The 23,768-nt window shown below is 71.0% G+C and carries 16 protein-coding genes; 5 read left to right on the top strand and 11 right to left on the bottom strand.

Annotated features, from left to right (window positions below):
* Positions 1-177: 177 nt before the first annotated feature.
* On the top strand, positions 178-1,635 hold the full coding sequence (locus AC1P0E_RS08765) for an NsdA family TPR-like regulatory protein (protein ID WP_482741593.1): 1,458 nt from the start codon (positions 178-180) through the stop codon (positions 1,633-1,635).
* A 41-nt stretch (positions 1,636-1,676) separates the two neighbouring features.
* Here AC1P0E_RS08765 and AC1P0E_RS08760 read toward each other — a convergent pair whose 3' ends face one another.
* Together AC1P0E_RS08760 and AC1P0E_RS08755 are read right to left on the bottom strand one after the other, a co-directional pair.
* Complete coding sequence (locus tag AC1P0E_RS08760; RefSeq protein WP_482741592.1) at positions 1,677-2,981, bottom strand: NAD(P)/FAD-dependent oxidoreductase; 1,305 nt, start codon at positions 2,979-2,981, stop codon at positions 1,677-1,679.
* A gap of 220 nt (positions 2,982-3,201) precedes the next feature.
* On the bottom strand, positions 3,202-4,104 hold the full coding sequence (locus tag AC1P0E_RS08755; protein WP_482741591.1) for a TIGR01777 family oxidoreductase: 903 nt from the start codon (positions 4,102-4,104) through the stop codon (positions 3,202-3,204).
* 48 nt (positions 4,105-4,152) lie between these two features.
* On the opposite strand from AC1P0E_RS08755, the gene AC1P0E_RS08750 reads away from it, so the two are divergent.
* Together AC1P0E_RS08750 and AC1P0E_RS08745 are read left to right on the top strand one after the other, a co-directional pair.
* The gene (locus tag AC1P0E_RS08750) at positions 4,153-4,677 is read left to right on the top strand and encodes a GNAT family N-acetyltransferase (RefSeq protein ID WP_482741590.1); all 525 of its coding nucleotides are present in this window, start codon (positions 4,153-4,155) and stop codon (positions 4,675-4,677) included.
* A gap of 144 nt (positions 4,678-4,821) precedes the next feature.
* Positions 4,822-5,982 carry a PP2C family protein-serine/threonine phosphatase gene (locus AC1P0E_RS08745; RefSeq protein WP_482741589.1) on the top strand — a complete coding sequence of 387 codons (1,161 nt, stop codon included), beginning with the start codon at positions 4,822-4,824 and terminating at the stop codon, positions 5,980-5,982.
* Between the two features lie 9 nt (positions 5,983-5,991).
* Here the strand turns inward: AC1P0E_RS08745 and AC1P0E_RS08740 are convergent, their stop codons facing one another.
* Entirely contained in the window at positions 5,992-6,510 is a 519-nt protein-coding gene (locus AC1P0E_RS08740) for a DUF4240 domain-containing protein (protein ID WP_482741588.1), read from the bottom strand.
* 181 nt (positions 6,511-6,691) lie between these two features.
* On the opposite strand from AC1P0E_RS08740, the gene AC1P0E_RS08735 reads away from it, so the two are divergent.
* Positions 6,692-7,618, top strand: coding sequence for an SDR family oxidoreductase (locus AC1P0E_RS08735; protein WP_482741587.1), 927 nt, complete (start codon positions 6,692-6,694; stop codon positions 7,616-7,618).
* A 24-nt stretch (positions 7,619-7,642) separates the two neighbouring features.
* On the opposite strand, the gene AC1P0E_RS08730 is transcribed toward AC1P0E_RS08735, so the two are convergent.
* The 8 genes from AC1P0E_RS08730 to AC1P0E_RS08695 form a co-directional block, all read right to left on the bottom strand.
* Entirely contained in the window at positions 7,643-8,611 is a 969-nt protein-coding gene (locus AC1P0E_RS08730; RefSeq protein ID WP_482741586.1) for a helix-turn-helix transcriptional regulator, read from the bottom strand.
* Between the two features lie 193 nt (positions 8,612-8,804).
* Positions 8,805-11,474: a pyruvate dehydrogenase (acetyl-transferring), homodimeric type gene (gene aceE / locus AC1P0E_RS08725; protein ID WP_482741585.1), complete on the bottom strand. Its 2,670-nt coding sequence runs from the start codon at positions 11,472-11,474 to the stop codon at positions 8,805-8,807.
* A gap of 300 nt (positions 11,475-11,774) precedes the next feature.
* The gene (locus AC1P0E_RS08720) at positions 11,775-12,398 is read right to left on the bottom strand and encodes a GntR family transcriptional regulator (RefSeq protein ID WP_482745695.1); all 624 of its coding nucleotides are present in this window, start codon (positions 12,396-12,398) and stop codon (positions 11,775-11,777) included.
* Positions 12,399-12,471: 73 nt separating this feature from the next.
* Positions 12,472-15,621, bottom strand: a complete 3,150-nt coding sequence (locus tag AC1P0E_RS08715; protein WP_482741584.1) for a caspase, EACC1-associated type — start codon at positions 15,619-15,621, stop codon at positions 12,472-12,474.
* Positions 15,618-15,998, bottom strand: coding sequence for an effector-associated constant component EACC1 (locus AC1P0E_RS08710; RefSeq protein ID WP_482741583.1), 381 nt, complete (start codon positions 15,996-15,998; stop codon positions 15,618-15,620). The genes AC1P0E_RS08715 and AC1P0E_RS08710 overlap by 4 nt, the downstream gene beginning before the upstream one ends.
* A gap of 180 nt (positions 15,999-16,178) precedes the next feature.
* Positions 16,179-18,014 (bottom strand): 2-oxoglutarate dehydrogenase, E2 component, dihydrolipoamide succinyltransferase, encoded by a 1,836-nt coding sequence (gene sucB / locus AC1P0E_RS08705; protein ID WP_482741582.1) that lies wholly within the window; start codon positions 18,012-18,014, stop codon positions 16,179-16,181.
* Positions 18,015-18,067: 53 nt separating this feature from the next.
* Entirely contained in the window at positions 18,068-19,456 is a 1,389-nt protein-coding gene (gene lpdA / locus AC1P0E_RS08700; protein WP_482741581.1) for a dihydrolipoyl dehydrogenase, read from the bottom strand.
* A 335-nt stretch (positions 19,457-19,791) separates the two neighbouring features.
* Positions 19,792-21,354, bottom strand: a complete 1,563-nt coding sequence (locus AC1P0E_RS08695; RefSeq protein ID WP_482741580.1) for a leucyl aminopeptidase — start codon at positions 21,352-21,354, stop codon at positions 19,792-19,794.
* 343 nt (positions 21,355-21,697) lie between these two features.
* Here AC1P0E_RS08695 and AC1P0E_RS08690 point away from each other — a divergent pair, with 343 nt between their 5' ends.
* Complete coding sequence (locus AC1P0E_RS08690; RefSeq protein ID WP_482741579.1) at positions 21,698-23,722, top strand: hypothetical protein; 2,025 nt, start codon at positions 21,698-21,700, stop codon at positions 23,720-23,722.
* Positions 23,723-23,768: the final 46 nt, after the last annotated feature.

Below are 23,768 nucleotides of genomic sequence, written 5' to 3'. Positions count from 1 at the left end.
GGCGGGGTCACCGGGCAGGTTGTTTTCGCCCATGTTCGTCAGCGACCCCATAAATCCTCACACGATCGGATGAATGCGGGCCGAAGGGACCGGGACGGACGGCGGGTGCCGCTAAATTCGCGCCGTTCCATGAGGGCTGCTGCCCGGGCGCCCAGAAGGCAGGAGACCGCACAGCTGATGACGGAACGACCCCCGCAGCGCACGCCCAACCGCCAGCTCGCCGCGCTCATCGCGGAAGCGGGATTCTCCAACGCGGGCCTTGCCCGACGGGTGGACCAGCTCGGTCTGGAACACGGCCTGGATCTGCGGTACGACAAGACGTCGGTGACCCGGTGGCTGCGCGGCCAGCAGCCGCGCGGCACCACGCCCGCGCTGATCGCCGAGGTCTTCACCCGGCGCCTCGGCCGGCGGCTGACCGCCCAGGACCTGGGACTCGACGCCTGCGCGCCCGTCTACGCGGGACTGGAATTCGCGGCCACCCCCGAAGAGGCCGTCGACATCGTCAGCGGGCTGTGGCGCAAGGACTCCGGCAGCCACGCCGAGCTGCGCAAGATCGCGTTCACCCCGGCAGGCCTCGTCGTTCCGAGCCGCGACTGGCTGATCGGGCGCGCCGACGACCGGGTCGCGCGTGGCGATCCGCCGCCGGTGAACCCGGTGAACGGCGCACGAGTGCCCGTCCAGGGCCGCGCTCCCTCCGTGCCCCGCCAGCGGCAGACCGACCGAGGTCCGGGGCAGCGCGTCTCGACGGGCGACATCGCGGCGCTGCGCTCGGTCGGCGAGCTGTTCCGGACGCTGGACGACGCGTACGGCGGCGGCCACGCCCGGCAGGCGCTGGTGCGCTATCTGGAACACGAGACGGAGCCGATGCTGCGCGGTACGTACGGGGAGGCGACGGGGCGGCGGCTCTTCGCGGCCGCCGCCGATCTGACCCGGCTGGCGGGCTGGACGTCGTACGACATCGCGGCGCACGGCCTGGCCCAGCGGTACTTCGTCCAGGCCCTGCGCCTCGCGCAGGCGGCGGGCGACCGGCCCTACGGCTCGTACGTGCTGGCCACCATGAGCCGGCAGGCCGTCCACCTGGGGCACGGCCGGGAGGCGGTGCAGCTCGCGCGGGTCGCGCAGCAGGGCGTCGGGAGCGCGGCGCCGGCCGTCGTGCAGGCGCTGCTGCATTCGGTCGAGGCGCGTGGGCACGGGGTGCTGGGTGAGGTCAGGGCGTGCACGGCCTCGCTGGTACGGGCGGAACGGGCGATGGAGTCGGCGCGGCCGGGGGACGAGCTGCCGTACTGGGCGCGCTTCTTCGACGAGGCGCAGCTGGCGGACGAGTTCGGGCACTGCCACCGGGACCTTCAGCAGTACCGCGCGGCCGCGCAGCACGCGGAACGCTCGCTGCAGCTGCGGGCGCCCGGCTATGCGCGGAGCCGGCTGTTCTGCCGGGTGGTACTGGCGACCGCGCGGCTCGGGCTGGGGGAGCTGGACCAGGCGTGCGCGCTGGGGGCGGAGGCCGCGCAGCAGGCTTCGGAGATGCGGTCGGCGCGGGCGCTGGAGTATGTACGGGAGTTCGAGAAGCGGCTGGAGCCGTACCGGGACGCGGCGGCGGTGCGGAACTACCGGGAGCGGGTTGCGGCGATGGGGTGACGGCGCGGCGGGGAGCGGGGGAAGCCCCCCGCAGGGGTCCGTCAGGCCGCCTCGCGCAGCGCGCCCGCCGCGTAGCCCGGCTGGATGCCGAAGTCCATGAGGATCTCGTGCGCCGCCCGGCGGCCCGAGTGGAGCGCGCCCTGCACCGTGCTCGTCCCGCGGTGGTCCCCGCACACGTACAGGCCCGCGAGCAACCGCACCGGACGCCGCAGATCGTGCGGCGCCGGCATGGCCGGGACCGCCTCCCGGTCGTGATGGACCGCGAGGAGTTCCCAGTCGTCCGTGGAGACGCCGTAGAGCCTGGCCAGGTGGGCGCGTACCGCGCGGTCGGTGTCCGGCGGGGGCGTGCCCAGGACCGTGGAGGAGATCAGCGACCGGCCGCGCGGCGCGCGCGACGGGTCGACCTCGCTGAGTACGGCGGTGTGGGAGACGGGGCCGCTCCGGTCCGCGTCCAGCAGGAGGGCGGGGTCCGCCAGCGGGGAAGCGGGCACGGCATGGTGAAGAACCGTCACCGGGTGGAAGGGCGGCACCCGCAGCCCCGGCAGCAAGGTGGCGGCGGCCCGGGCGCCGGTGGCCAGCAGGAGGGAGCGACAGCCGAACTCGCCGTGTTCCTCGGTGGTGACCGAGCTGGTGGAAGCGGCCGTCACCCGTACTCCCGTACGCACCGTCCCTGGCGGCAGCGTGGCCGCCAGCAGCTCGGGCAGCGCGGAGGCCCCGCCCTCGGGAACGCACAGCCTGCCCCGGGCGAAGCCGCGCAGCGCGAGATCGGCGCACCGGCTGGAGGTGGTGAGCTCCGGGTCGCTGAGCAGCGCCGAGAGCAGTGGACGCAGAAAACCGTTGACCGTACGGGACGGCAGTCCGCGCCCGGACAGGGCTTCGGCGGCGGACCGTTCGGGGCGGGCCATCAGCCGGTGCACCGGTGTGGCCGCGAACCGCCCGAGCGCCGCCCCGAGCCGCGCCTGGTCGAGCGCGCCCCCGAAGGGCGGGCGGGGAGCGCCGGCCAGGGCGCGTGCGGCGCTGAGCGCGCCGCGCGCGCTCCCGGCTTCTCCCGCGCGGTAGTGCCGGCCTTCGCTGTGCACGAGGACACCGGGCGAGAAGGTGCGCAGCGCGATCCCTTCGAGGCCCGGTGTACGGAGCAGTTCCGGATACGCCGTGCTGAGGACTTGGCCGATGCGGTCGAGCCGGAATCCGTCGACCTCTTCGGTGGCCATCCTTCCACCGACGTAAGGGGCTGCCTCCAGGACGCCGACTGTTACTCCGGCGCTGGTCAGCTGATGGGCTGCGGAGAGACCGGCGACCCCGGCCCCCACTATGACGACGTCCGCGTGGTGTGCGGTGGTGAGCACGTGCCCCTCCCCGAGGTCGGCGCGACTGTGGGGGTCTCATGCCCTCAACAGGTTCACGGAATGCCCGAGTTCGGGTTGAAGCGTAGAAGCGGATGTGGGTGGGCACAGTCGCGCATCGACCGGAGCATCGGAGCACAACCGGAGCACAATGGTCGTACGACGGACAGAAAGCGATCGGAATCGGTCAATCGGTGCTGTGTGGCACCGGTCGGCAGCGCAATCAGCAGCGAAGCGCCGCCCGCAGAGTGTCGTCGATCCCCGGGAACGCGAACGAGAAGCCCGACTCCTCCAACTGCCGCGGCAGCACCCGCTGGCTGCCCAGCACGTCCGTGGACAACTCGCCGAGCGCGAGCCGGAGCGCCGGCGCGGGGACCGTGAAGAGCGTGGGCCGCCTCAGCACCCGCCCCATCGCCTCGGTGAGCGCCCGGTTGGTGACCGGCTGCGGCGCAGTGAGGTTCACCGGACCCGAGAGCGACTCGGTGTCGATCAGGTGGCGCAGCGCCGCGATCTGGTCGTGCATCGCGATGTAGCTCATGTACTGGCGGCCCGAGCCGAGCCGCCCGCCGAGCCCCGCCTTGAAGAGCGGGAACAGCCGCCCCCAGGCCCCGCCCTCGCGTGCCACCACAAGCCCCGTCCGGGCGAACACCGTCCGTACTCCCGCATCCTGTGCCGGAGCGGCGGCCTCCTCCCACTCCACACACACGGACGGCAGGAAACCGTCGCCGGGCGGCGCTGCCTCGTCCACCGCGCGTTCCCCGGTGTCGCCGTAGAACCCGATCGCCGAACCGCACACGAGAACCTTCGGCGGCACGTCCAGGGAAGCGACGGCTTCGGCGATCGCGGCCGTTCCCAGGACCCTGCTTTCGCGGATCTCCCTCTTGTACGTCTGTGTCCAGCGGTGATCGCCGACGCCCGCCCCCGCGAGGTGGACGACCGCCTCACACCCGGCGAGCGCCTGGGTATCGACGTACTGCCGCTTGGGGTCCCACGTCACCTCCTCCCGGCTGCTCGCCGCGCGCCGCACCAGGCGGGACACCTCGTGTCCGTCCGCGCGCAGTGAGCGCACGAGCGCCGTACCGATGAGACCGGTCGAGCCGGTGACCGCAATCCGCATGCGGCCCATCCTGCCCCGCATTACGGTGCCCCGGCACCGGATGGCACAGTGGCAGCCATGTCGGAGCCCACACTCGCCCGCGTCATACGTCCCGCCGTACGTCCCGCCACGACGGCCGACGAGAAGGAGCTGGCCGAGCTCGACCGGGAGACCTGGTCGCCGGTGCACGCCGTGCAGGAGAGGCCGCAGCCGCCGTACGGCCCGTTCTTCGACGAAGGACACCGGCCCGAGGACATCCTGGTGGCCGAGCAGGACGGCGCGATCGTCGGATACATCCGGCTGGTCCCGCCCACCCCGCTCGCCGCCAACGCGCACGTACGGCAGATCCAGGGCCTCGCCGTTTCGGACCGGGCACGTGGGCGCGGGATCGGGCGCGCCCTGCTGCGCGCGTCCTTCGAGGCGGCGCGGCGGCAGGGGGCGGTGCGGATGACGCTGCGGGTGCTCGGCCACAACGCGCCCGCGCGTGCGCTGTACGAGTCCGAGGGGTTCGTCGTCGAGGGCGTACTGCCGGGCGAGTTCCACCTCCACGGCGAGTACGTCGACGATGTGCTCATGGGGCGAGCGCTGACGGACGAGCACTGACGGACGAGCGCTGACGGGCGGGCCTGACGACGCGAGCTGACGGGCGGGCGGTAACTCCCTGGGCCATAGTGGGAGGGGTATGAAGAACCTCCGTACGCCGCCGACGCCAGCGACCCGCGCGATGAGCCGCGGGCCCTTCGTCCGATGAGTTCGGCGCGGGCCAGGGGCGCCGAAGAGGCCCCCGGCTGGCTGCGCGGAACTCCGCAGCCGCGCTGGCTCAGGGCCCTGCCCGTGGTGATCCTCGCGTTCCTCACCTTCGCCCAGATCGTCACCCCCGAGACCATCGAGCTCGGCTTCTTCGTCGTCGCCGTGACGCCGGTCTCGGCCCTCGTCTACCGCCCGGTGAGCGTCGCGGTGCTCGGCGGCCTGACCCTCCTGGCGCTGGCCCTGCCGTACGGCCGCCGGACCTGGGACGTCGACGCGCCCGACCTGCTCGCGGTACTGGTCGTCGTCGCGCTCAGCGTGGTCATCGCGCTGGTGCGCACCCGCCGCGACCAGCAGCTGGTGACGGTCCGCACGGTGGCGGAGGCCGCACAGCTCGCCGTACTGCCGCCGCTGCCCGCCACCGTGGGCCGGGTGCGGTGCGCGGGGCTGTACCGGTCCGCGGAGCGCGGGCTGCTGGTGGGCGGGGACCTGTACGACGTACGTGAGGGCCCCCACGGCGTACGGGCCCTGGTGGCCGACGTACAGGGGCACGGACTGGAGGCCGTCGCGACGGTCGCCGCGCTGCTGGGTGCCTTCCGCGAAGCCGTACTGGACGAAGGGGACCTGGCACGGGTCACGGCACGGCTGGACCGGCGGCTGGTGGTCGACTCCGTCGCCGTGGAGCACGCGGAACTCTTCGCCACCGCGGTGGTGCTGGAGTTCCCCACCGGGGAAGCCGTTGTACGGGTGGTCAGCTGCGGCCACCCGCCGCCACTGCTGCTGCGGGGCGGGACGGCGAGCGAGATCGCGGTGGATCCCGCGCCGCCACTGGGGCTCGGGCTGGCCCAGACGGTGCCGGTCGCGGTGGCCTCCGTACCGCTGGAGCCCGGCGACCGCGTCCTGGCCCACACGGACGGGGTGACGGAGGCGCGGGACGCCGAGGGCACTTTCTATCCGCTCGTACGGCGGCTGCCCGAGCTGGCCGCTTCCGTCCCGGAGGAGGACCTGATGGCCCTCAACGAGGCCGTACGCGCGGATCTCGTGCGCTTCGCGGGCAAGGCCGAGAACGTGCACGACGACGTGGCGCTGCTCGCGCTCGGGCCCGGAGTGGACAGCGGCCGGGAGCCGGCGGCCGCGCCCGCCCGTGACTTCGTCCCGTGAGGGCGCGGCTCACTTGCCGAACCGCTGCCACAACCGGGGGAAGCGGTCGGCCAGGGCCTCGTCGTCCTCGAAGTCGAACGTCGAGCCCTCCGGCTCCGGCGCCTGCGCCGGGACCCCCAGGTCCGGTGCGACCGCGCCGGTGAGCTGCTCGTACGCCTCGTCCGCCGCGTACCCCAGCTCCTCGCCGTCGCCGTCGACCTCCTCGTCGAACTCGTCGAGGAGGTCGGCCAGATTGTCCGGGTCGTGCAGCGCTCCCTCGAAGACCTCCCGGCCCTGGCCGATCAGCCAACAGCGGAAGTAGTCGAACGCGTCGTCGCTCGCACCGGCGAGCAGCACGGCCGCCGCGCCCCACAGGTCCCAGCGGTACGCGCGGTTGTAGCGGACCTCGAAGTGTCGGGCGAAGTCGAGCACGGAGTCGGGGTCGAGTTGCAGCAATGCGTCGACCAGCAGGTCGGCATGATCCTCGGGGTCGCCCTCGGCGGCCTCGCGGGTGTGGTCGATGATCTCCCAGAATTCCGTCTCGTCCATCACGGGACAAGCATCGGCCTTGCCGCGGGCGCACGCACGCGGAGTACCCCGGATGCGGCTGTGTCGTTACCGGGCTGCGTCCGGGCGTGCGGCGTGGCGCGGTAATCACGACAGAAGGTGTCGGCTTTGGCTGCCAGTGTTGATCCGTACGGCACGGACCAGCTACACGCGAGGAGCAGGTATGAGCGAGCGGCACGCACCACTCAAAGGCAGGATCGCGCTCGTGGCCGGAGCGACCAGGGGCGCGGGGCGGGCGATCGCCGTGCAACTGGGGGCGGCCGGAGCGACCGTGTACGTGACGGGGCGCACCACCCGCGAGCACGCCAGCGAGGTCGGACGGCCCGGGGAGACCATCGAGCAGACGGCGGAACTCATCACCGACGCGGGTGGCGAAGCCATCGCCGTACCGACCGATCACCTCGAAGTGGACCGGGTCAAGGCGCTCGTCGAGCGGATCGACCGCGACCACGGGCGGCTGGACATCCTGGTCAACAGTCTCTGGGGCGGCGACCACCTGCTCGAATTCGGCAAGAAGATGTGGGACATCGAACTCGCGCGCGGACTGCGGATGCTGGAACTCGGCGCGAAGACCCACGCCATCACCCTCAGCATCGTGCTGCCCCTGCTGGTGCGGAACCGGGGTGGCCTGGTGGTGGAAATGACCGACGGGACAAACGAGTACAACCGGACCCACTTCCGCGAGAACTTCTACTTCGACCTGGCCAAGAACGCGCCGATCCGGATGGCGTTCAACCTCGGTCACGATCTGGCGGACGTCGGCTGTACGGCGGTCGCGGTCACCCCGGGGTTCCTCCGCTCGGAGGAGATGCTGGACGCCTTCGGGGTCACCGAGGAGAACTGGCGCGACGCGATCGCCGAGGTCCCCGGCTTCGAGGTCGCCGAATCGCCGGTGTACGTCGGGCGGGCGGTCGCGGCCATCGCCGCCGACCCGGAGCGGGCGCGCTGGAACAGGCAGTCGCTGTCCAGCGGGCAGCTCGCGAAGGAGTACGGCTTCACGGACGCCGACGGCAGCCGGCCGGACGCCTGGCCGTACATGACGGAGGTCGTGGAGGGCGGCAAGGACGCCCCGGTGAGCGACTACCGGTGAGCGCCCCCTCCTAGTCGCCCCCTCCTAGTCGTAGAGCCGTGCCGTACGGGCCGCCGCCTCCGCGAAGCGTTCGCGGAGGTCGGGGGGCCCGAGAACCTCCAGCTCCGGTCCGATGGAGAAGAGCTGACTGAAGGCGACGTCGTACGACTCGACCGGCAGGGTCACCGTGGTACGGCCCAGCTCGTCCGGCGGCCCGGCCACGGCCAGCGCCTCGGTCGCCGCCGCGCGGTCCACGGCGTACGGCAGCCGCCGCGCACCGTCCTGCGACAGCCGCACCACCACCTCGGAACGCAGGATCGAGCGCGCGAAATCCGCTGCCCGCTCCTCCCAGAACTCCGGCAGTACGAAGCTCTCGTCCCGCACGAAACGTTCCTCCGAGACGACCACCGCGGCGAAGCGGTCGATCCGGTACACCCGGAAGTCCGTGCCCGAGCGGGCGCACAGGTACCAGACGCCTGCTTTGAGTACGAGTCCGTACGGCGCCAGTTCGCGTTCGACCTCACGGTCGTGGCCGCGCCGGTAGCGGCCTGTGAGCATGCGGTCGTCCCACACCGCCTCGGCGATCGTCGGCAGCAGCTCGGGCGTCTTGGGCTCCTGGTACCAGCCGGGCGCGTCGAGGTGGAACCGTTGCGCGGCCGTGTCGGAAGCGTCCCGGAGGGACGGGAGCAGCGCGGCCGACACTTTGAGCCGGGCGGCCGACGCGGCGTCGTCGAGCCCCATCTCGCGCAGGGCGCCCGGGAGTCCGGAGAGGAAGAGCGCTTCGGCCTCGCTGCGGGCGAGGCCGGTCAGGCGGGTGCGGTAGCCGCCGATGAGGCGGTAACCGCCGGTCCGGCCCCGGTCGGCGTACACCGGAACGCCGGCCTCTGACAGTGCCTGTGCGTCGCGCGTGATGGTGCGCTCGGAGACCTCCAGTTCGCGGGCCAGTTCGGCTGCGGTCATGGAGGGGCGGGACTGGAGGAGTAGCACCATCTTGATCAGGCGGGCTGCGCGCATGCCGGCCATTGTGCCGGGTGGTGGGGCGGGTGCGGGAGCGGGTGCCGGCCGGTGGGCCGCTGCGCGGGGCTTTCCCCTACCCGCCCCTTCCCACAACCGGGGTTCCGCCCCGGACCCCGCTCCTCAAACGCCGGAGGGGATGGATGTGCCTGCTGGAGGTGCCCAAAGGAACCCCTCCAGCAGGCACGACCACTCAGAAGCCGTAGCGCTCGCGCGCTTCCTTCACCGCCGACGCCGGTACCTCGCCGCGGCGGGCGAGCTGGGCCAGGGTCGCCACGACCACGGACTGCGCGTCCACGCCGAAGTGGCGGCGCGCCGCCTCCCGGGTGTCCGAGAGGCCGAAGCCGTCCGTACCGAGCGAGGAGTAGTCCTGCTCGACCCACTGGCTGATCTGGTCGGGGACCTGACGCATCCAGTCGCTCACCGCGAGGACCGGGCCGGGCGTGCCCTCCAGCGCCTGCGTGACGTACGGCGTGCGCACCTCGCCGCGCAGCAGCGCCTCGTCGCACTCCAGCGCGTCACGGCGCAGCTCGCCCCACGACGTGGCGGACCAGACGTCGGCCGCCACGCCCCAGTCGGCGGCGAGGAGTTCCTGCGCCTCCAGGGCCCAGTGGATCGCGGTGCCGGACGCGAGGAGCTGGGCGCGAGGGGAATCGGCCGTCGGTGCTGCCGCCTCCTTGAAGCGGTAGAGGCCCTTGACGATGCCTTCCTCGACACCCTCCGGCATCGCGGGCTGCGGCTTCGGCTCGTTGTAGACGGTCAGGTAGTAGAAGACGTTCTCGGCCTCGGGGCCGTACATCCTGCGCAGACCGTCCTTGACGATGACGGCCACCTCGTACCCGAACGCCGGGTCGTAGTTGAGCGACGCCGGGTTCGTGGACGCGATCAGGTGGGAGTGGCCGTCCGCGTGCTGGAGGCCCTCACCCGTCAGGGTCGTACGGCCGGCCGTGGCGCCCACGATGAAGCCGCGGCCGAGCTGGTCGCCGAGCTGCCACATCTGGTCGGCGGTGCGCTGCCAGCCGAACATCGAATAGAAGATGTAGAACGGGATCATCGGCTCGCCGTGCGTCGCGTACGACGTCGAGGCGGCGATGAAGTCGGCCATGGCGCCGGCCTCGGTGATCCCCTCGTTGAGGATCTGGCCGTCCTTGGCTTCCTTGTAGTACATGAGCTGGTCGCGGTCGACCGGCTCGTACGTCTGGCCCAGCGGCGAGTAGATGCCGGCCGACGGGAACAGCGACTCCATGCCGAAGGTGCGCGCCTCGTCCGGGACGATCGGGACCCAGCGCTTGCCGGTCTCCTTGTCCCGCATCAGCTCCTTCGCCAGGCGTACGAAGGCCATGGTGGTGGCCATCTCCTGGCTGCCCGAGCCCTTGAGCAGCGCCTTGTAGGCGCGGTCTTCGGGCTGGGGAAGCGCTACGGCGTGGACGCGACGGGCCGGGGCGGGGCCGCCGAGCGCGGCGCGGCGCTCCTGGAGGTAGCGGACCTCGGGGGAGTCGGCGCCGGGGTGGCCGTAGGGGACCAGCCCCTCGTCCAGCTTGGCGTCCGGAATCGGCAGCTCCAGCAGGTCCCGCATCGCGCGGAACTCCTTGCCGGTGAGCTTCTTCATCTGGTGGTTGGCGTTGCGCGACTCGAAGGTCGGGCCGAGTGTGTAGCCCTTCACCGTCTGCGCGAGGATCACGGTCGGCGCGCCCTTGAACTCGACGGCCGCCTTGTACGCCGCGTAGACCTTGCGGGCCTCGTGGCCGCCGCGCGAGGTGTAGAAACACTCGGCGATCTTCGCGTCGGTGAGCAGTTTGCCGAGCTCGGCGAGGGCGGGCTCGGAGCCGAAGAAGTGCTCGCGGATGTAGGCGACGTCGCGGGTCGCGTACGTCTGGAACTGGGCGTCGGGTACGTCGCGCAGGCGGCGCAGCAGCGCGCCCTTGGTGTCGAGCTGGAACAGCTCGTCCCAGGCGGTGCCCCACATGGACTTGACGACGTTCCAGCCGGCGCCGCGGAACTGGGCCTCCAGCTCCTGTACGACGCGGAAGTTGGCGCGGACCGGACCGTCGAGGCGCTGCAGGTTGCAGTTGATGACGAAGGTCAGGTTGTCGAGCTGCTCACGGGCGGCGAGCGCGAGGGCCGCGGTGGCCTCGGGCTCGTCCATCTCGCCGTCACCGAGGAACGCCCAGACGTGAGAGTTGGACGTGTCCTTGATGTTGCGGTTGGTGAGGTAGCGGTTGAAGCGCGCCTGGTAGATCGCGGAGAGCGGGCCGAGGCCCATCGACACGGTCGGGAACTCCCAGAGCCAGGGCAGGCGCCGCGGGTGCGGGTACGACGGCAGTCCGTCGCCGCCGGCCTCCTGGCGGAAGCGGTCGAGCTGGCCCTCGTTCAGGCGGCCGTCGAGGAAGGCGCGGGCGTAGATGCCGGGGGAGGCGTGGCCCTGGATGTAGAGCTGGTCGCCGGAACCGTCGCCCTCCTTGCCGCGGAAGAAGTGGTTGAAGCCGGTCTCGTACAGCCACGCGGCGGACGCGAAGGTGGCTATGTGGCCGCCGACGCCGAAGCGGGAGCCGCGGGTGACCATGGCGGCGGCGTTCCAGCGGTTCCAGGCGGTGATGCGGGATTCCATCGCCTCGTCGCCGTCGAAGGCGGGCTCGGCGGAAGTCGGGATGGTGTTGACGTAGTCCGTCTCCAGCAGCTTCGGCAGCGCGATGCCGGCGCCTTCGGCGTGCTGGAGCGTGCGGCGCATCAGGTAGGCCGCCCGCTGGGGGCCTGCGGCCTTGGTGACGGCGTCGAGGGAGGCCGCCCACTCGGCGGTCTCCTCGGTGTCACGGTCCGGGAGCTGGTCGAGCTCGCTCGGAGAAATGCCTACGGGGTCGGTCATGATGGCCGCCTTCCGGACAGGAGGGGGGTGGAGAAAGGGGGGCCTTGCCTGGCAGGACAGGGCGGGGGTCGGTGGACCCGTCGTCGACTGTAAGTCCCTGATCGATGATCGATCAAAGCCTGGAGCCGAAAAACTTCTCCGTACAACGAAATTGGCATTCCGTGCCGCGAAATAGGGCACGCGGTGCCGAGGCGTTTCCGGCATTTCGGGCGACCCCGGTCCTCAAACGCCGGACGGGCTGTAGTGGCCGGGGGTGCACTCGGGCTCCGCAGACTCGCAGGCTCCGCGCAGCGGTACGCCTTACGCGCGGGGCGCGCAGCCCAGGACGTGTGCCTTGACCAGGGTGCCGATCGCCGGATCGCGGCGGCGGAAGGCTTGCACCAGTGCCTCGTGTTCCTCCGCGTACGACTTCTGGACCGTGCCCAGCCAGCGGATGGACAGGGCCGTGAACACCTCGATGCCCAGGCCCTCCCACGTGTGGAGCAGGACGCTGTTGTTCGCGGCGCGCACCAGCTCGCGGTGGAAGGCCACCGTGTGGCGGACCTGCGCCGTGCCGTCCGCCGTGCGGTCCGCCTCGTACAGGGCCGCTACATGGGGCTCCAGGGCCGAGCAGTCGTCCGCCAGGGCGGACGCCGCCAGCTCGGCCGCGATCTGCTCCAGGCCGGCCCGTACGGGGTAGCTCTCCTCCAGGTCGGCCGCCGTGAGGTTCCGTACCCGTACGCCCTTGTTGGGGGCCGACTCGATCAGGCGCAGGGACTCCAGCTCACGCAACGCCTCCCGCACCGGGGTCTGGCTGACCTCAAGCTCCGTCGCGATCCGGCGCTCCACGATCCGCTCGCCCGGCTTCCAGCGCCCGCTGACGATCCCCTCCACGATGTGCTCGCGGATCTGCTCGCGCAGCGAGTGGACGACGGGCGGGGTCATGAAGCGCTCCTCGGACGGAGATGTGCCTGACATGGCTGGGACGGTGCCCATTATGTCGGCCGCCATGGACCGCCTACTCGCCGCCGAGGCCGTGATACCACTCACGGCAGCGCTCGGCCGATTCGGTGAGGCCGATGGCCTCGAAGAGTTGCTCGGCCCTGCGGTAGTGGTCCCGGGCCCGGACGTAGTCGTGCTGGGCGGCGTGAGTATGGGCGATGCCAGTCAGGGCGTTGGTCTGGCCGATGTGGTCGCCGATGCCGCGGGCGATGTCGAGTGCTTGTTGGTGGGTGGTGCGGGCTTGTTCGTGGTTGTCCTGCATGCGGTGGGTGTGGGCTATGCCGTTGAGGGCGTTGGCCTGGCTGATGAAGTTGTCGGTGGCGCGGGCGATGTCGAGTGCTTGTTGGTGGGTGGTGCGGGCTTGTTCGTGGTTGTCCTGCATGCGGTGGGTGTGGGCTATGCCGTTGAGGGCGTTGGCCTGGCCGATGTGGTGGCCGGTGGCGCGGGCGATGTCGAGTGCTTGTTGGTGGGTGGTGCGGGCTTGTTCGTGGTTGCCCTGCATGCGGTGGGTGTAGCCGATGCCGTTGAGGGCGTACGTCTGGTCGCGGCGGCTGCCTGTACGGCGGGCGAGTTCGAGTGCCTGCTGGTGGAAGGCCCTGGCCGGTTCGTGGTCGCCCTGCATGCGGAGGATGTCGCCGAGAGAGTTGAGCACATTGGTCTGGTCGCGGCGGCTGCCAGTGGCGCGGGCGAGTTCGAGTACCTGCTCGTGGAAGGTCCTGGCCTGGGCATACTCGTCCAGCATCTGATGTCTGTAGCCGATGCCGTAGAGGGCGTCGGTCTCGCCGACACGGTCGCCGGTGGCGCGTGCGAGTTCCAGGGCCTGTTCGTGAAAGGTCCGCGCCTGGGTGTAGGCGTCCTGCGCCTGGTGTGTGTAGCCGATGCCGTTGAGCGCACTGGTCTCGCCCACCTGGTTGCCGGTGGCGCGGGCGAGCCGGAGCGCCTGCTGGTGGAAGGTGTGCGCTTGCTGGTGGTCGCTCTGCAACCGATGGGTCTCGGCGGTGCAGTTGAGCGCGGAGATTCGGCCCGCGGTGTCGCCGCCGATGTCCGCAGCCGCGTGCATGGACTCGGACAGGGCGCGTGCCTGCTCAACCCGGTCGTCGAAGCGCAGCCATCGCGCGGTCTCGCCCGCCAGCCGTACGGCTCCCTCCCACTGGTCGTCGAGCGCCTCCGCAGCAACAGATTCCAGTTCCGCTGAACGCGAAACAAGCCACTCCCGGGCAGCCTCGGGGCCGAGGAACTCCATTGTTCCCGCTGCCTTCGGACCGTCCGGACCCGGCCCGTAGACCGTGACCAGAGCGGCGGACAGTCGGCCGAGTACGAAGCCGTACAGTCGTCGGCGCGCTTCGTCGCGCAGTTCCGCCGCGCGTGGCGCCGCCGCATCCAGAGCGTGCTGGAGGAAGAGGTCGTGGAAGGCGAGGCGATCGGCCTCAGCGAGCAGGAGACTGCGCCGTACCAGCAGAGACAGGCCGATCCCGGCACCCTGACGGTCAGCCATCGCGGCTATCGAGTCCCGGCCGAAATCCGGGCCGGGATGCCAGGCGCAGTACCAGAGCAGGGTCCTCAGCTCCTCCGGCAGATGGTTGTAGGACGTGCTGAACGCCAGCTCCACAGCTTCGTAGCCATCCGGCACATGCCGTAGCGGATCTCCCGGGCACATGCCGGCCAATACGGTCGAAGCGGGTGTGTCCCGCAGCAGAGCGCCCACCGCGCGTAGCGCGACCGGGATATCACAGCAGCGCGCGGCGATCTCATCGAGCTCGTCGTCGGTCCCTCCCGCACCGGCGCTGTTACCGACCTTGAGCAGCAGGTCTACCGAGTCGGGGCGAGGCAGCTTGCCCACGAGGGAGCTCCGGTGCGCCTCGACACCGTCGAACCGGCTCCGACTGGACACCAGCGCCAGCGAGCGGGACCCGGCGCCCGGGAGAAGCGGCCGGATCTGTCGGGCGTCGTGGGCGTTGTCCAGCAGCAGCACCACGCGGCGGCCGGACAGCCAGGCACGCCACTCCTCCTGGCGGGCCGCGGGGGTCCCGGGGATGTCGGCCGGCCGGTAGCCGACGCGTTGGAGGTGCTCGGTGATGATGTGATCCGGGTTGCGCGGAGACCGGCCGGGGGTGAAGCCTTCGAGGTCGATCTCGAACCGCGCATCCGGAAAGTCGGCCGCAACCCTCGACGCGGCCTGGCGGAGCAGCGCTGTCTTGCCCAGCCCGCCCATGCCGTGCACTATGCGGACCGCCGCCCCGCCGCCCTGCGAGACCTGCCGGGCAGCTTCGGTGAGTTCCGCCAGTTCGTCCTCGCGGCCGACGAAGACATCGTCCGGCGATACGAGAGTGTCCGGCACGGCGTATACCTCTTCCACTCGCTCCGGGGAGGGCCCGGTGTACGCCCTGTTGCGGGCGAGCACGACATCGCTGCCGAGATTGCGGGTGCCGAGTTGAGGCAGGGGTCCGTGCTTGTCGGCGAGCGAGGCTCGCAGTACGCGGTAGACGAGGCCCAGGTCGAGCAGGGCGCGGTGCTCTCCCGGTGGGTCGTCCTCGGCTCCCGGAAGCGGACCAGTGAGACCGTTTCGCAGCAGAGCGATGAGTTCTCCGGTGAAGACGCTGTACTCCGCGCCGGGTGGGCAGAGTGCCGCAACGTTCTCGGCGGCCGCAGTGAGGACACACGTGTTCTCGATATCGGCCAGAGCGGCGAGTGCGTGTACGGGAACCGCGGATTGCGCGCCCATCCCACCGGCCAGGGCCCGGGCGCTGTAGCAGCAGTCGAGGATGACCACTTTGTGGGCCGCGGGCGAGTTCTGCAGGGCCTCACGGACATCCGTATAGCGAAGCGTTCTGTACCACTGCCCGGTGCTCGACGAGTCCGGAAGCGCCAGGTAGAACTGACTCTCGTCGCAGGCGTCCACGAGGCCGTGGCCGGAGTAGTACACGATCAAGGTGTCCGTGGCTTCCGCGGCCGCGCGGTGCAGACAGTCGAGCAGTTCCACCGGGCTTTCGGGCTGCAACAGACCGAGACAGTGCTCGGGTGGCAGGCCGCCGATACCAGGTTCGGTCAGCAGCTGCCTGAGCGTGGGGACATTGTTCCTGACGGCGTTCAGCGGCCCGAGCTCGCGGAATGTGTGTACGCCGATCAGTACGGCCCGGGACGTGGCTGCGGCCGGAGGCTTCCTCACTCGGGGGCCCTCGAACCGTCCTCGGGGGACTCGTCGCCCGGTTCGCGGGCCAGCGAGCGCAGGATTTGTTCGATCTCATCGGCGGAGGAGTGACTGATGCTGACGGTGGTGCCACCGCGGGTGACCTGGACCGTGCGCCCGTTCACCAGCGCACGGCGCGAGTCGCGCCAGGCGGCAATTGCCACCGCCAGGGCGGCGATCTCGACACTGCTTCCCAACAGGGCGCTGACTACGTCGAAGGCGCTCATGGTGCCGTCGCCCGGGGCCTTTGCCGTCACGGTGAGCGGGATGCGGCGGGTGTCGGGATGGCGGCGCAGCCAGGAATGGAGTTGTACGAGGGCGAGATCGTCGCCCTCGACTTGGATCTGTACCTCCACGTGCGGGAACCCCCTGCCACCCGCTTCCCGGGCACCTGAGCTTGACGTGCCCATCACTGTGCACCGCCGGTGTCCTGATTCGCCAGCTTTTCGCGATGTGCACCCGGATATAGGTTGGCGCCCCCGCCCGGAGTGATCCGGACGGGGGCGCCAACCTGTTCTTTACTGCTGGAACGCCTCTTACAGGCCGAGCTCGACCTCGAACTCGCCGGCCTCCAGGATCGCCTTGACGGCCGTCAGGTAACGGGCCGCGTCGGCGCCGTCCACCAGGCGGTGGTCGTAGGAGAGAGCCAGGTAGGTCATGTCACGGATCGCGATGGTCTCGCCCAGGTCCGGGTGGTTGATGACCACCGGGCGCTTGACGGTGGCACCGATGCCCAGGATGGCGACCTGGTTCGGCGGCACGATGACCGTGTCGAACAGCGCACCGCGCGAACCGGTGTTGCTGATGGTGAAGGTCGCGCCGGACATCTCGTCCGGGCTGATCTTGCCGGAGCGGGCCTTGCCGGCCAGCTCGGCGGTCTTCTTGGAGATACCGGCGAGGTTGAGGTCGCCCGCGCCCTTGATGACCGGGGTCATCAGACCCTTTTCGGCGTCCACCGCGATACCGATGTTCTCGGTGTCGAAGTAGGTGATCGTGCCCTCGTCCTCGTTGATCCGGGCGTTGACGACCGGGTAGGCCTTCAGCGCCTGGGCCGCGGCCTTGACGAAGAACGGCATCGGGGACAGCTTGACGCCCTCGCGGGCGGCGAACGCGTCCTTCGCCTTGTTGCGCAGCTTCATCAGCTTCGTGATGTCGACCTCGACGACCGAGGTCAGCTGGGCCTGCGTGTGCAGGGCCTTCATCATGTTGTCGCCGATGACCTTGCGCATGCGCGTCATCTTGACCGTCTGACCGCGCAGCGGGGACACCTCGAGGGACGGAGCCTTCGAAGCGGCGGCCGGGGCGACGGCGGCCGGAGCCGGGGCAGCGGCGGCGGCCTTGGCGGCCTCCGCGGCGGCTACGACGTCCTGCTTGCGGATACGGCCACCGACGCCGGTGCCCTTGACCGAGCCCAGGTCGACGCTGTTCTCGGCGGCGAGCTTACGGACCAGCGGGGTCACGTACGCACCGTCCGCGTCGCCCGTGGAAGGCGCGGCGGGGGCGGCTGCGGCCGGAGCGGCCGGAGCCGGGGCGGCAGCGGCCGGGGCGGCCTGGACCGGAGCCGGAGCCTCGACAGCGGCCTCGGCGGGAGCCGGAGCAGCAGCGGGAGCCGGAGCAGCGGCCGGTGCCGGGGCGGCAGCCGGCTCGGGAGCCGGGGCGGCGGCGGGGGCCGGGGCCTCCTGGGCCGGGGCGGCGGCCGGGGCCGCGCCCTTGTCACCGATGACGGCGAGCTTCGCGCCGACCTCGGCGGTCTCGTCCTCGCCGACCAGGATCTCCAGCAGCGTGCCCGCGGCCGGGGAGGGGATCTCGGTGTCGACCTTGTCGGTCGAGACCTCGAGCAGCGGCTCGTCCTCCGCTACCTCCTCGCCGACCTCCTTCAGCCAACGGGTGACGGTGCCCTCGGTGACCGACTCGCCCAGTGCGGGCAGTACGACGTCAGTACCGGAGGCGCCACCGGCCGGAGCGGCGGCAGGAGCCTCTTCGGCCGGAGCCGGGGCCGGGGCGGCCTCGGGCTGCGGCTGGGCAGGGGCCGGAGCCTCGGCAGCGGGGGCCGGAGTCTCGGCGGCGGGGGCCGGGGCCTCCGCCGCAGGGGCCTCGGCGGCAGCCGGGGCGGGCTCGGCAGCGGGCGAACCCGTGCCGTCGTCGATGACGGCCAGCTCTGCGCCGACCTCCACCGTCTCGTCCTCGGCGACCTTGATGGACGCGAGGATGCCGGCGGCGGGGGCCGGGATCTCTGTGTCGACCTTGTCGGTCGAGACCTCGAGCAGCGGCTCGTCAGCCTCGACGCGCTCGCCCTCGGCCTTGAGCCAACGGGTGACGGTGCCCTCGGTGACGCTCTCGCCGAGCGCCGGAAGGGTTACGGAAACCGGCATGGTTTCTGTTGCTCCTTACGAATTGCGGAAGTGGTCGTCGCGCCCGGACTGGGTCAGTCGTGGGAGTGAAGAGGCTTGCCGGCCAGGGCCAGGTGGGCTTCGCCCATCGCCTCGTTCTGCGTCGGGTGGGCGTGGATGAGCTGCGCGACCTCGGCCGGCAGCGCCTCCCAGTTGTAGATCAGCTGAGCCTCGCCGACCTGCTCGCCCATACGGTCACCGACCATGTGGACGCCGACCACGGCACCGTCCTTGACCTGGACGAGCTTGATCTCGCCCGCGGTCTTGAGGATCTTGCTCTTGCCGTTGCCCGCGAGGTTGTACTTGAGAGCGACGACCTTGTCCGCGCCGTAGATCTCCTTGGCCTTGGCCTCGGTGATGCCGACGGAAGCGACCTCGGGGTGGCAGTACGTCACGCGCGGCACACCGTCGTAGTCGACCGGCACGGTCTTCAGGCCGGCCAGACGCTCCGCGACCAGCATGCCCTCGGCGAAGCCGACGTGCGCGAGCTGGAGCGTCGGGACGAGGTCACCGACGGCGGAGATGGTGGGCACGTTGGTCTGCATGTACTCGTCGACGAGGACGTAGCCGCGGTCCATCGCGACGCCCTGCTCCTCGTAACCGAGGCCCTGCGAGACCGGGCCGCGGCCGATCGCGACGAGCAGCAGCTCGGCCTCGAACTCCTTGCCGTTGGCGAGGGTGACCTTGACGCCGTCGGCGGTGTACTCGGCCTTCTCGAAGAAGGCGCCGAGCGAGAAGCTGATGCCGCGCTTGCGGAACGCGCGCTCCAGCAGCTTCGAGCTGTTCTCGTCCTCGACCGGCACGAGGTGCTTGAGGCCCTCGACGATGGTGACGTCGGTGCCGAAGGACTTCCACGCGGAGGCGAACTCGACGCCGATGACGCCGCCGCCCAGCACGATCGCGGACTTCGGCACGCGGTCCAGCGTCAGCGCGTGGTCGGAAGAGATGATGCGGTTGCCGTCGATCTCCAGGCCCGGCAGCGACTTCGGCACGGAGCCGGTCGCCAGCAGGACGTGGCGGCCCTGGACGCGCTGGCCGTTGACGTCGACGGAGGTCGGGGAGGAGAGCTTGCCCTCGCCCTCGATGTACGTCACCTTGCGCGAGGCGACCAGGCCCTGCAGGCCCTTGTACAGGCCGGCGATGACGTCGTCCTTGTACTTGTGGACGCCCGCCATGTCGACACCGTCGAAGGTGGCCTTGATGCCGAACTGCTCGGACTCGCGCGCCTGGTCGGCGATCTCGCCCGCGTGCAGCAGAGCCTTCGTCGGGATGCAGCCGTTGTGCAGGCAGGTGCCGCCGAGCTTGTTCTTCTCGATCAGGGCGACGTCCAGGCCCAGCTGCGCTCCGCGCAGAGCCGCGGCGTAACCGCCGCTGCCACCGCCGAGGATCACTAGGTCGAAAACGGTGCTGGCGTCGTTCGCCACGTCACGTCCTCCATGCATGTGCGCCGGTCGCCGGTCTTCGACCGGGCGGCGGCTGGTGTTCGGCCGCTTTTATTCGGCCCTGTGGTGGGGGCCCTGTCCTGCCGAGAACCCATCTTCGCACTTGTTGACGGACGGCGGGACGCGGGGCCGGGGTCCGAGACGGTCGTGGGAGCGCTCGTCACGGGTTACTGGGGCGTACGGATGTACGGATTTCGTTGAAGGCGGAATCGGGCGCGGGTATTCCGACGTGCGTTCCGACGTGCCTCCCCGCGTGCGTACGGTCCCGGACGCGTGCCCGGGACCGTACGACCGTACCTACGACGAAATCGCGCGGATCAGCCGAGGTCGCCCGCGGCGGTGTGCTCGGCCAGCGCCACCAGGGTGCGGACGGCGGAACCGGTGCCGCCCTTGGGGGTGTAGCCGAACGGACCGCCGTCGTTGAAGGCCGGACCCGCGATGTCCAGGTGCGCCCAGGCGATGTCCTCGCCGACGAACTCCTGGAGGAACAGACCGGCGACCAGACCGCCGCCCATCCGCTCGCCCATGTTGGCGATGTCGGCGGTGGAGGACTCCATGCCCTTGCGCAGCTCGACCGGCATCGGCATCGGCCAGGACTGCTCGCCGGCCTCCTCCGCGATCTCGTGGATGGCGGTACGGAACGACTCGTCGTTGCCCATGATGCCGAAGGTGCGGTTGCCGAGCGCCAGCACCATCGCGCCGGTCAGCGTCGCCACGTCGACGATCGCGTCCGGACGCTCCTCCGAGGCGCGCGTCAGGGCGTCGCCCAGAACGAGCCGGCCCTCGGCGTCGGTGTTGAGCACCTCGACGGTCTTGCCGCTGTACATGCGCAGTACGTCGCCCGGGCGGACGGCGCCGCCGGACGGCATGTTCTCGGCGAGCGCCAGCCAGCCGGTGACGTTGACCTTCAGGCCCAGGCGGGCGGCCGTGATGACGGCGGCGAACACGGCGGCGGCACCGGCCATGTCGCACTTCATCGTCTCGTTGTGGCCGGCCGGCTTCAGCGAGATGCCGCCCGAGTCGTACGTGATGCCCTTGCCGACGAAGGCGAGGGTCTTCTCCGCCTTGGGGTGCGTGTAGCCGAGCTTCACCAGGCGCGGACCGTGCTCCGAGCCCTGGCCGACGCCGAGGATGCCCCCGTAGCCGCCCTTGGCGAGCGACTTCTCGTCGAGCACCTGTACCTTGATGCCGTGCTCCTTGCCGGCGGCGGCGGCCACGGCGGCGAAGGACTCGGGGTACAGGTCGTTCGGCGGGGTGTTCACCAGGTCGCGGGCGCGGTTGATCTCCTCGGTCAGCGCGAGGGCGCGCTCCACGGCGGCCTTGAACGCCTTGTCGCGCGGCTTCCCGCCGAGCACCGCGATCTCGGCGAGCGGCTGCTTCGCGCCGTTGCCCCCGGACTTCGCTGCCTTCTCGCCCTTGCCGTCCTTCTCGCCGCCCTGGTACGCGGTGAAGGCGTACGCGCCGAGCAGTGCGCCCTCGGCGATGGCGGCGGCGTCCTCGACGGCCTCGACGGGCAGTGCGAAGCCGGCCTTCTTGAAGCCGCTCAGCGCGCGGGCGGCGGTACCGGCCGCGCGGCGCAGCGTCTCGGCGCTGTAAGCGTCGTCCTTGGCCAGGGCCGCGCCCAGGCCGACAGCCAGTACGACGGGGGACTTGAGGCCCGACGGCGCGGGCAGCTTGGTCACCTCGCCCTCGCCGCCCGTGGCGCCGAGGGTCTGCAGGACGGTGGCGAGCTTTCCGTCGAACGCCTTGTCCACGGCCTCGGCGCCCGGTGCGACGACCAGGTCCCCGGACTTGGACCCGGCGCCCTTCGCCACGCCGACGACGATGGCGTCGGCGCGCAGCGCCGCCGCGCCGGAAGTGCTGAGAGTGAGAGCAGTCACGGTGGTGAAATCTCGCTTCCGTTGAGTTCTTCGGCCGATGGGGTGGGGCCGGCCGCGCCCGGCGCGACAGTATCCCGGTGGCCCAGCGGCCCGGGGGCCCGGTCCGGATGAGCGCCGGGAACGAGCCTACGCGCGGTTGCCCCGTTCGATCACAGCAGCGAGCAGTTCACTCATCAGAGGTGTCCTTTTCGCGTTTACCGTGCGCAGGATGAGGCCTGCGTCACACTCGTGGCAATCCGGCAAGTGACCATGACCTTGCTTTGCATGATTTCCACAGATCATCCGCGAATACTCCGCGAGGTGATCGACTAGGGGGAGATGCGCCGTGGCGTACAGGATGCGTATGGGCCGAACCGGTGCGGCTGTGCTGGCGGCCGGTCTGCTGGCGGTGGCGGTGCCGCCGACGGGGGCGGGGGCGGCCACCGCGCCGCGTATCGACCTGAGGGTGCTGGTCGTCGACGACGGCGGCAACGCCGTGGACGCGGTCGAGTCCGAGCTGCGCGGCACCGGTGTCCCGTACACCGTGGTGCGGCTCGACCAGCCGGGCCGTCCGGTGATCAACGCCGCCTTCCTCGCCGACACCGTGGACGGGCGGCCCCGCGCCAAGTACCAGGGGGTCGTCCTGCCCAGCGCCGACCCGTTCGGCGCCGGCTCCGCGGAGGCGGACGCCCTGGCCGCGTACGAGAAGACCTTCGGCGTCCGGCAGGTCGACGCGTACAGCTGGGCGCATCCCGGCGTCGGGCTCGACTACACGAACGAGGGCGGGTACGCCGGACCGCTCGACGGCGTGGACGCGGCCGTGACCCCGGCCGGGAAGGCGGGTCCCTTCGGCTACCTGGACGGCGCCGTCGAGTTCGAGGACAACTCGCCGTCCGTCGACGAGAGCTACGGGTACGCGGGCCGGCCCCGCGAGGGCTACACCAGCTACCTCGACATGCCGGTCGGCGGAGAGGGCGCCGGCGGCGGGCGGGCCAGCCTCGTCGGCGAGTACGCCCACGACGGACGCCGCGAACTCGTCGTCACCTTCGCCTACAACCAGCACCAGCGGCAGTTCCGGCTGCTCGCCCGGGGCATCGTCGAATGGCTCACCCAGGGCGTCCACCTCGGGCAGAGCCGCAACTACTTCTCCGTGCACGTCGACGACGTCTTCGCGCCCGACAGCCGCTGGGACACCGAGCTCAACTGCACCCCCGGCGACTTCGACTGCGGGGACGGCGAGGGCGAGGGCACCACCCCGATCCGGATGACCGCGTCGGACGCGCAGTACGCCGCGCAGTGGCAGCAGAGCGCCGGCTTCACCCTCGACATGGTCTACAACGCGGGCTCCGGCGAGGCGTGGAAGACCGAGAACGGCGGCAGCGACCCGCTCGCCGCGCAGCTGCTGGCCGACCGGGCGAAGTACCGCTGGGTGAACCACACCTACACGCACCCCTACCTCGGCTGCGTCCAGGACACCTCGACCGTGCCGTGGCAGTGCGCCAAGGACCCGGCGGGCAACACGCTGTGGATGAGCCGCGCCGAGATCGCCGCCCAGATCAAGAAAAACCGCGACTGGGCCGTGGCCAAGGGCATCACCGTCGACAGGACCGAACTCGTCACCGGTGAGCACTCGGGTCTGAAGGCACTCCCGCAGCAGCCGGTGGACAACCCCAACCTGGCGGGCGCGCTCGCCGACAACGGTGTGAAGTGGATCGCGAGCGACAACTCGCGCGAGCCGCGCCAGCGGCCCGTCGGCGGCGCGCTCACCGTGCCGCGCCACCCGATGAACGTGTACTACAACGTCGGCACCGCCGCCGAGATGACCGACGAGTACAACTGGATCTACAGCAGCAAGGGCGACGGGGGCAGCGGCGTCTGCGAGACCAACCCCGGCTCCACCTGCCTCGACGCCCCGCTCGACCCGGCCACCGGCTACGCGGCGTACATCGCGCCGCAGGAGGCACGCACCGCGCTCGGCCATGTCGTCGCCAACGACCCGCGCCCGCACTACGTCCACCAGTCCAACATGGCGGAGGAGCGGATCCTCTACCCCGTCCTGGACAAGGTCCTCGGCGACTACCGCTCCCTCTTCGCGGACAACACTCCGGTCGTCAACCCGCGCCACCGCGAGGTCGGTTCCGAGCTCGCCCGCCGCGCCGCGTGGGACAATGCGCTCGCGGAAGGCAAGGTCACCGCGTACCGCATCGGTACGACCGTCACCGTCAAGGCGCCGTCGGGGGTCGTGGCGCCGGTCACCGCGCCGGAGGGTACCCGCAAGCAACTGCTCCTGGGCACCAGCGTGTTCGGCACGTCCTACGCGGGGCAGCGCTCGGCCTGGACAGCGCCCGAATCGCTCCAGCGAGCGGTCACGCTGCGGCTTCCGGCCTGACGGGCCCGGCCCGCCCGACCCGCCAGGCCTGCCCGACCAGCAGCGA

The sequence above is a fragment of the Streptomyces sp. TRD_SC_5 genome (assembly GCF_056836825.1).
This window is presented reverse-complemented; position numbering and strand designations above follow the sequence as displayed.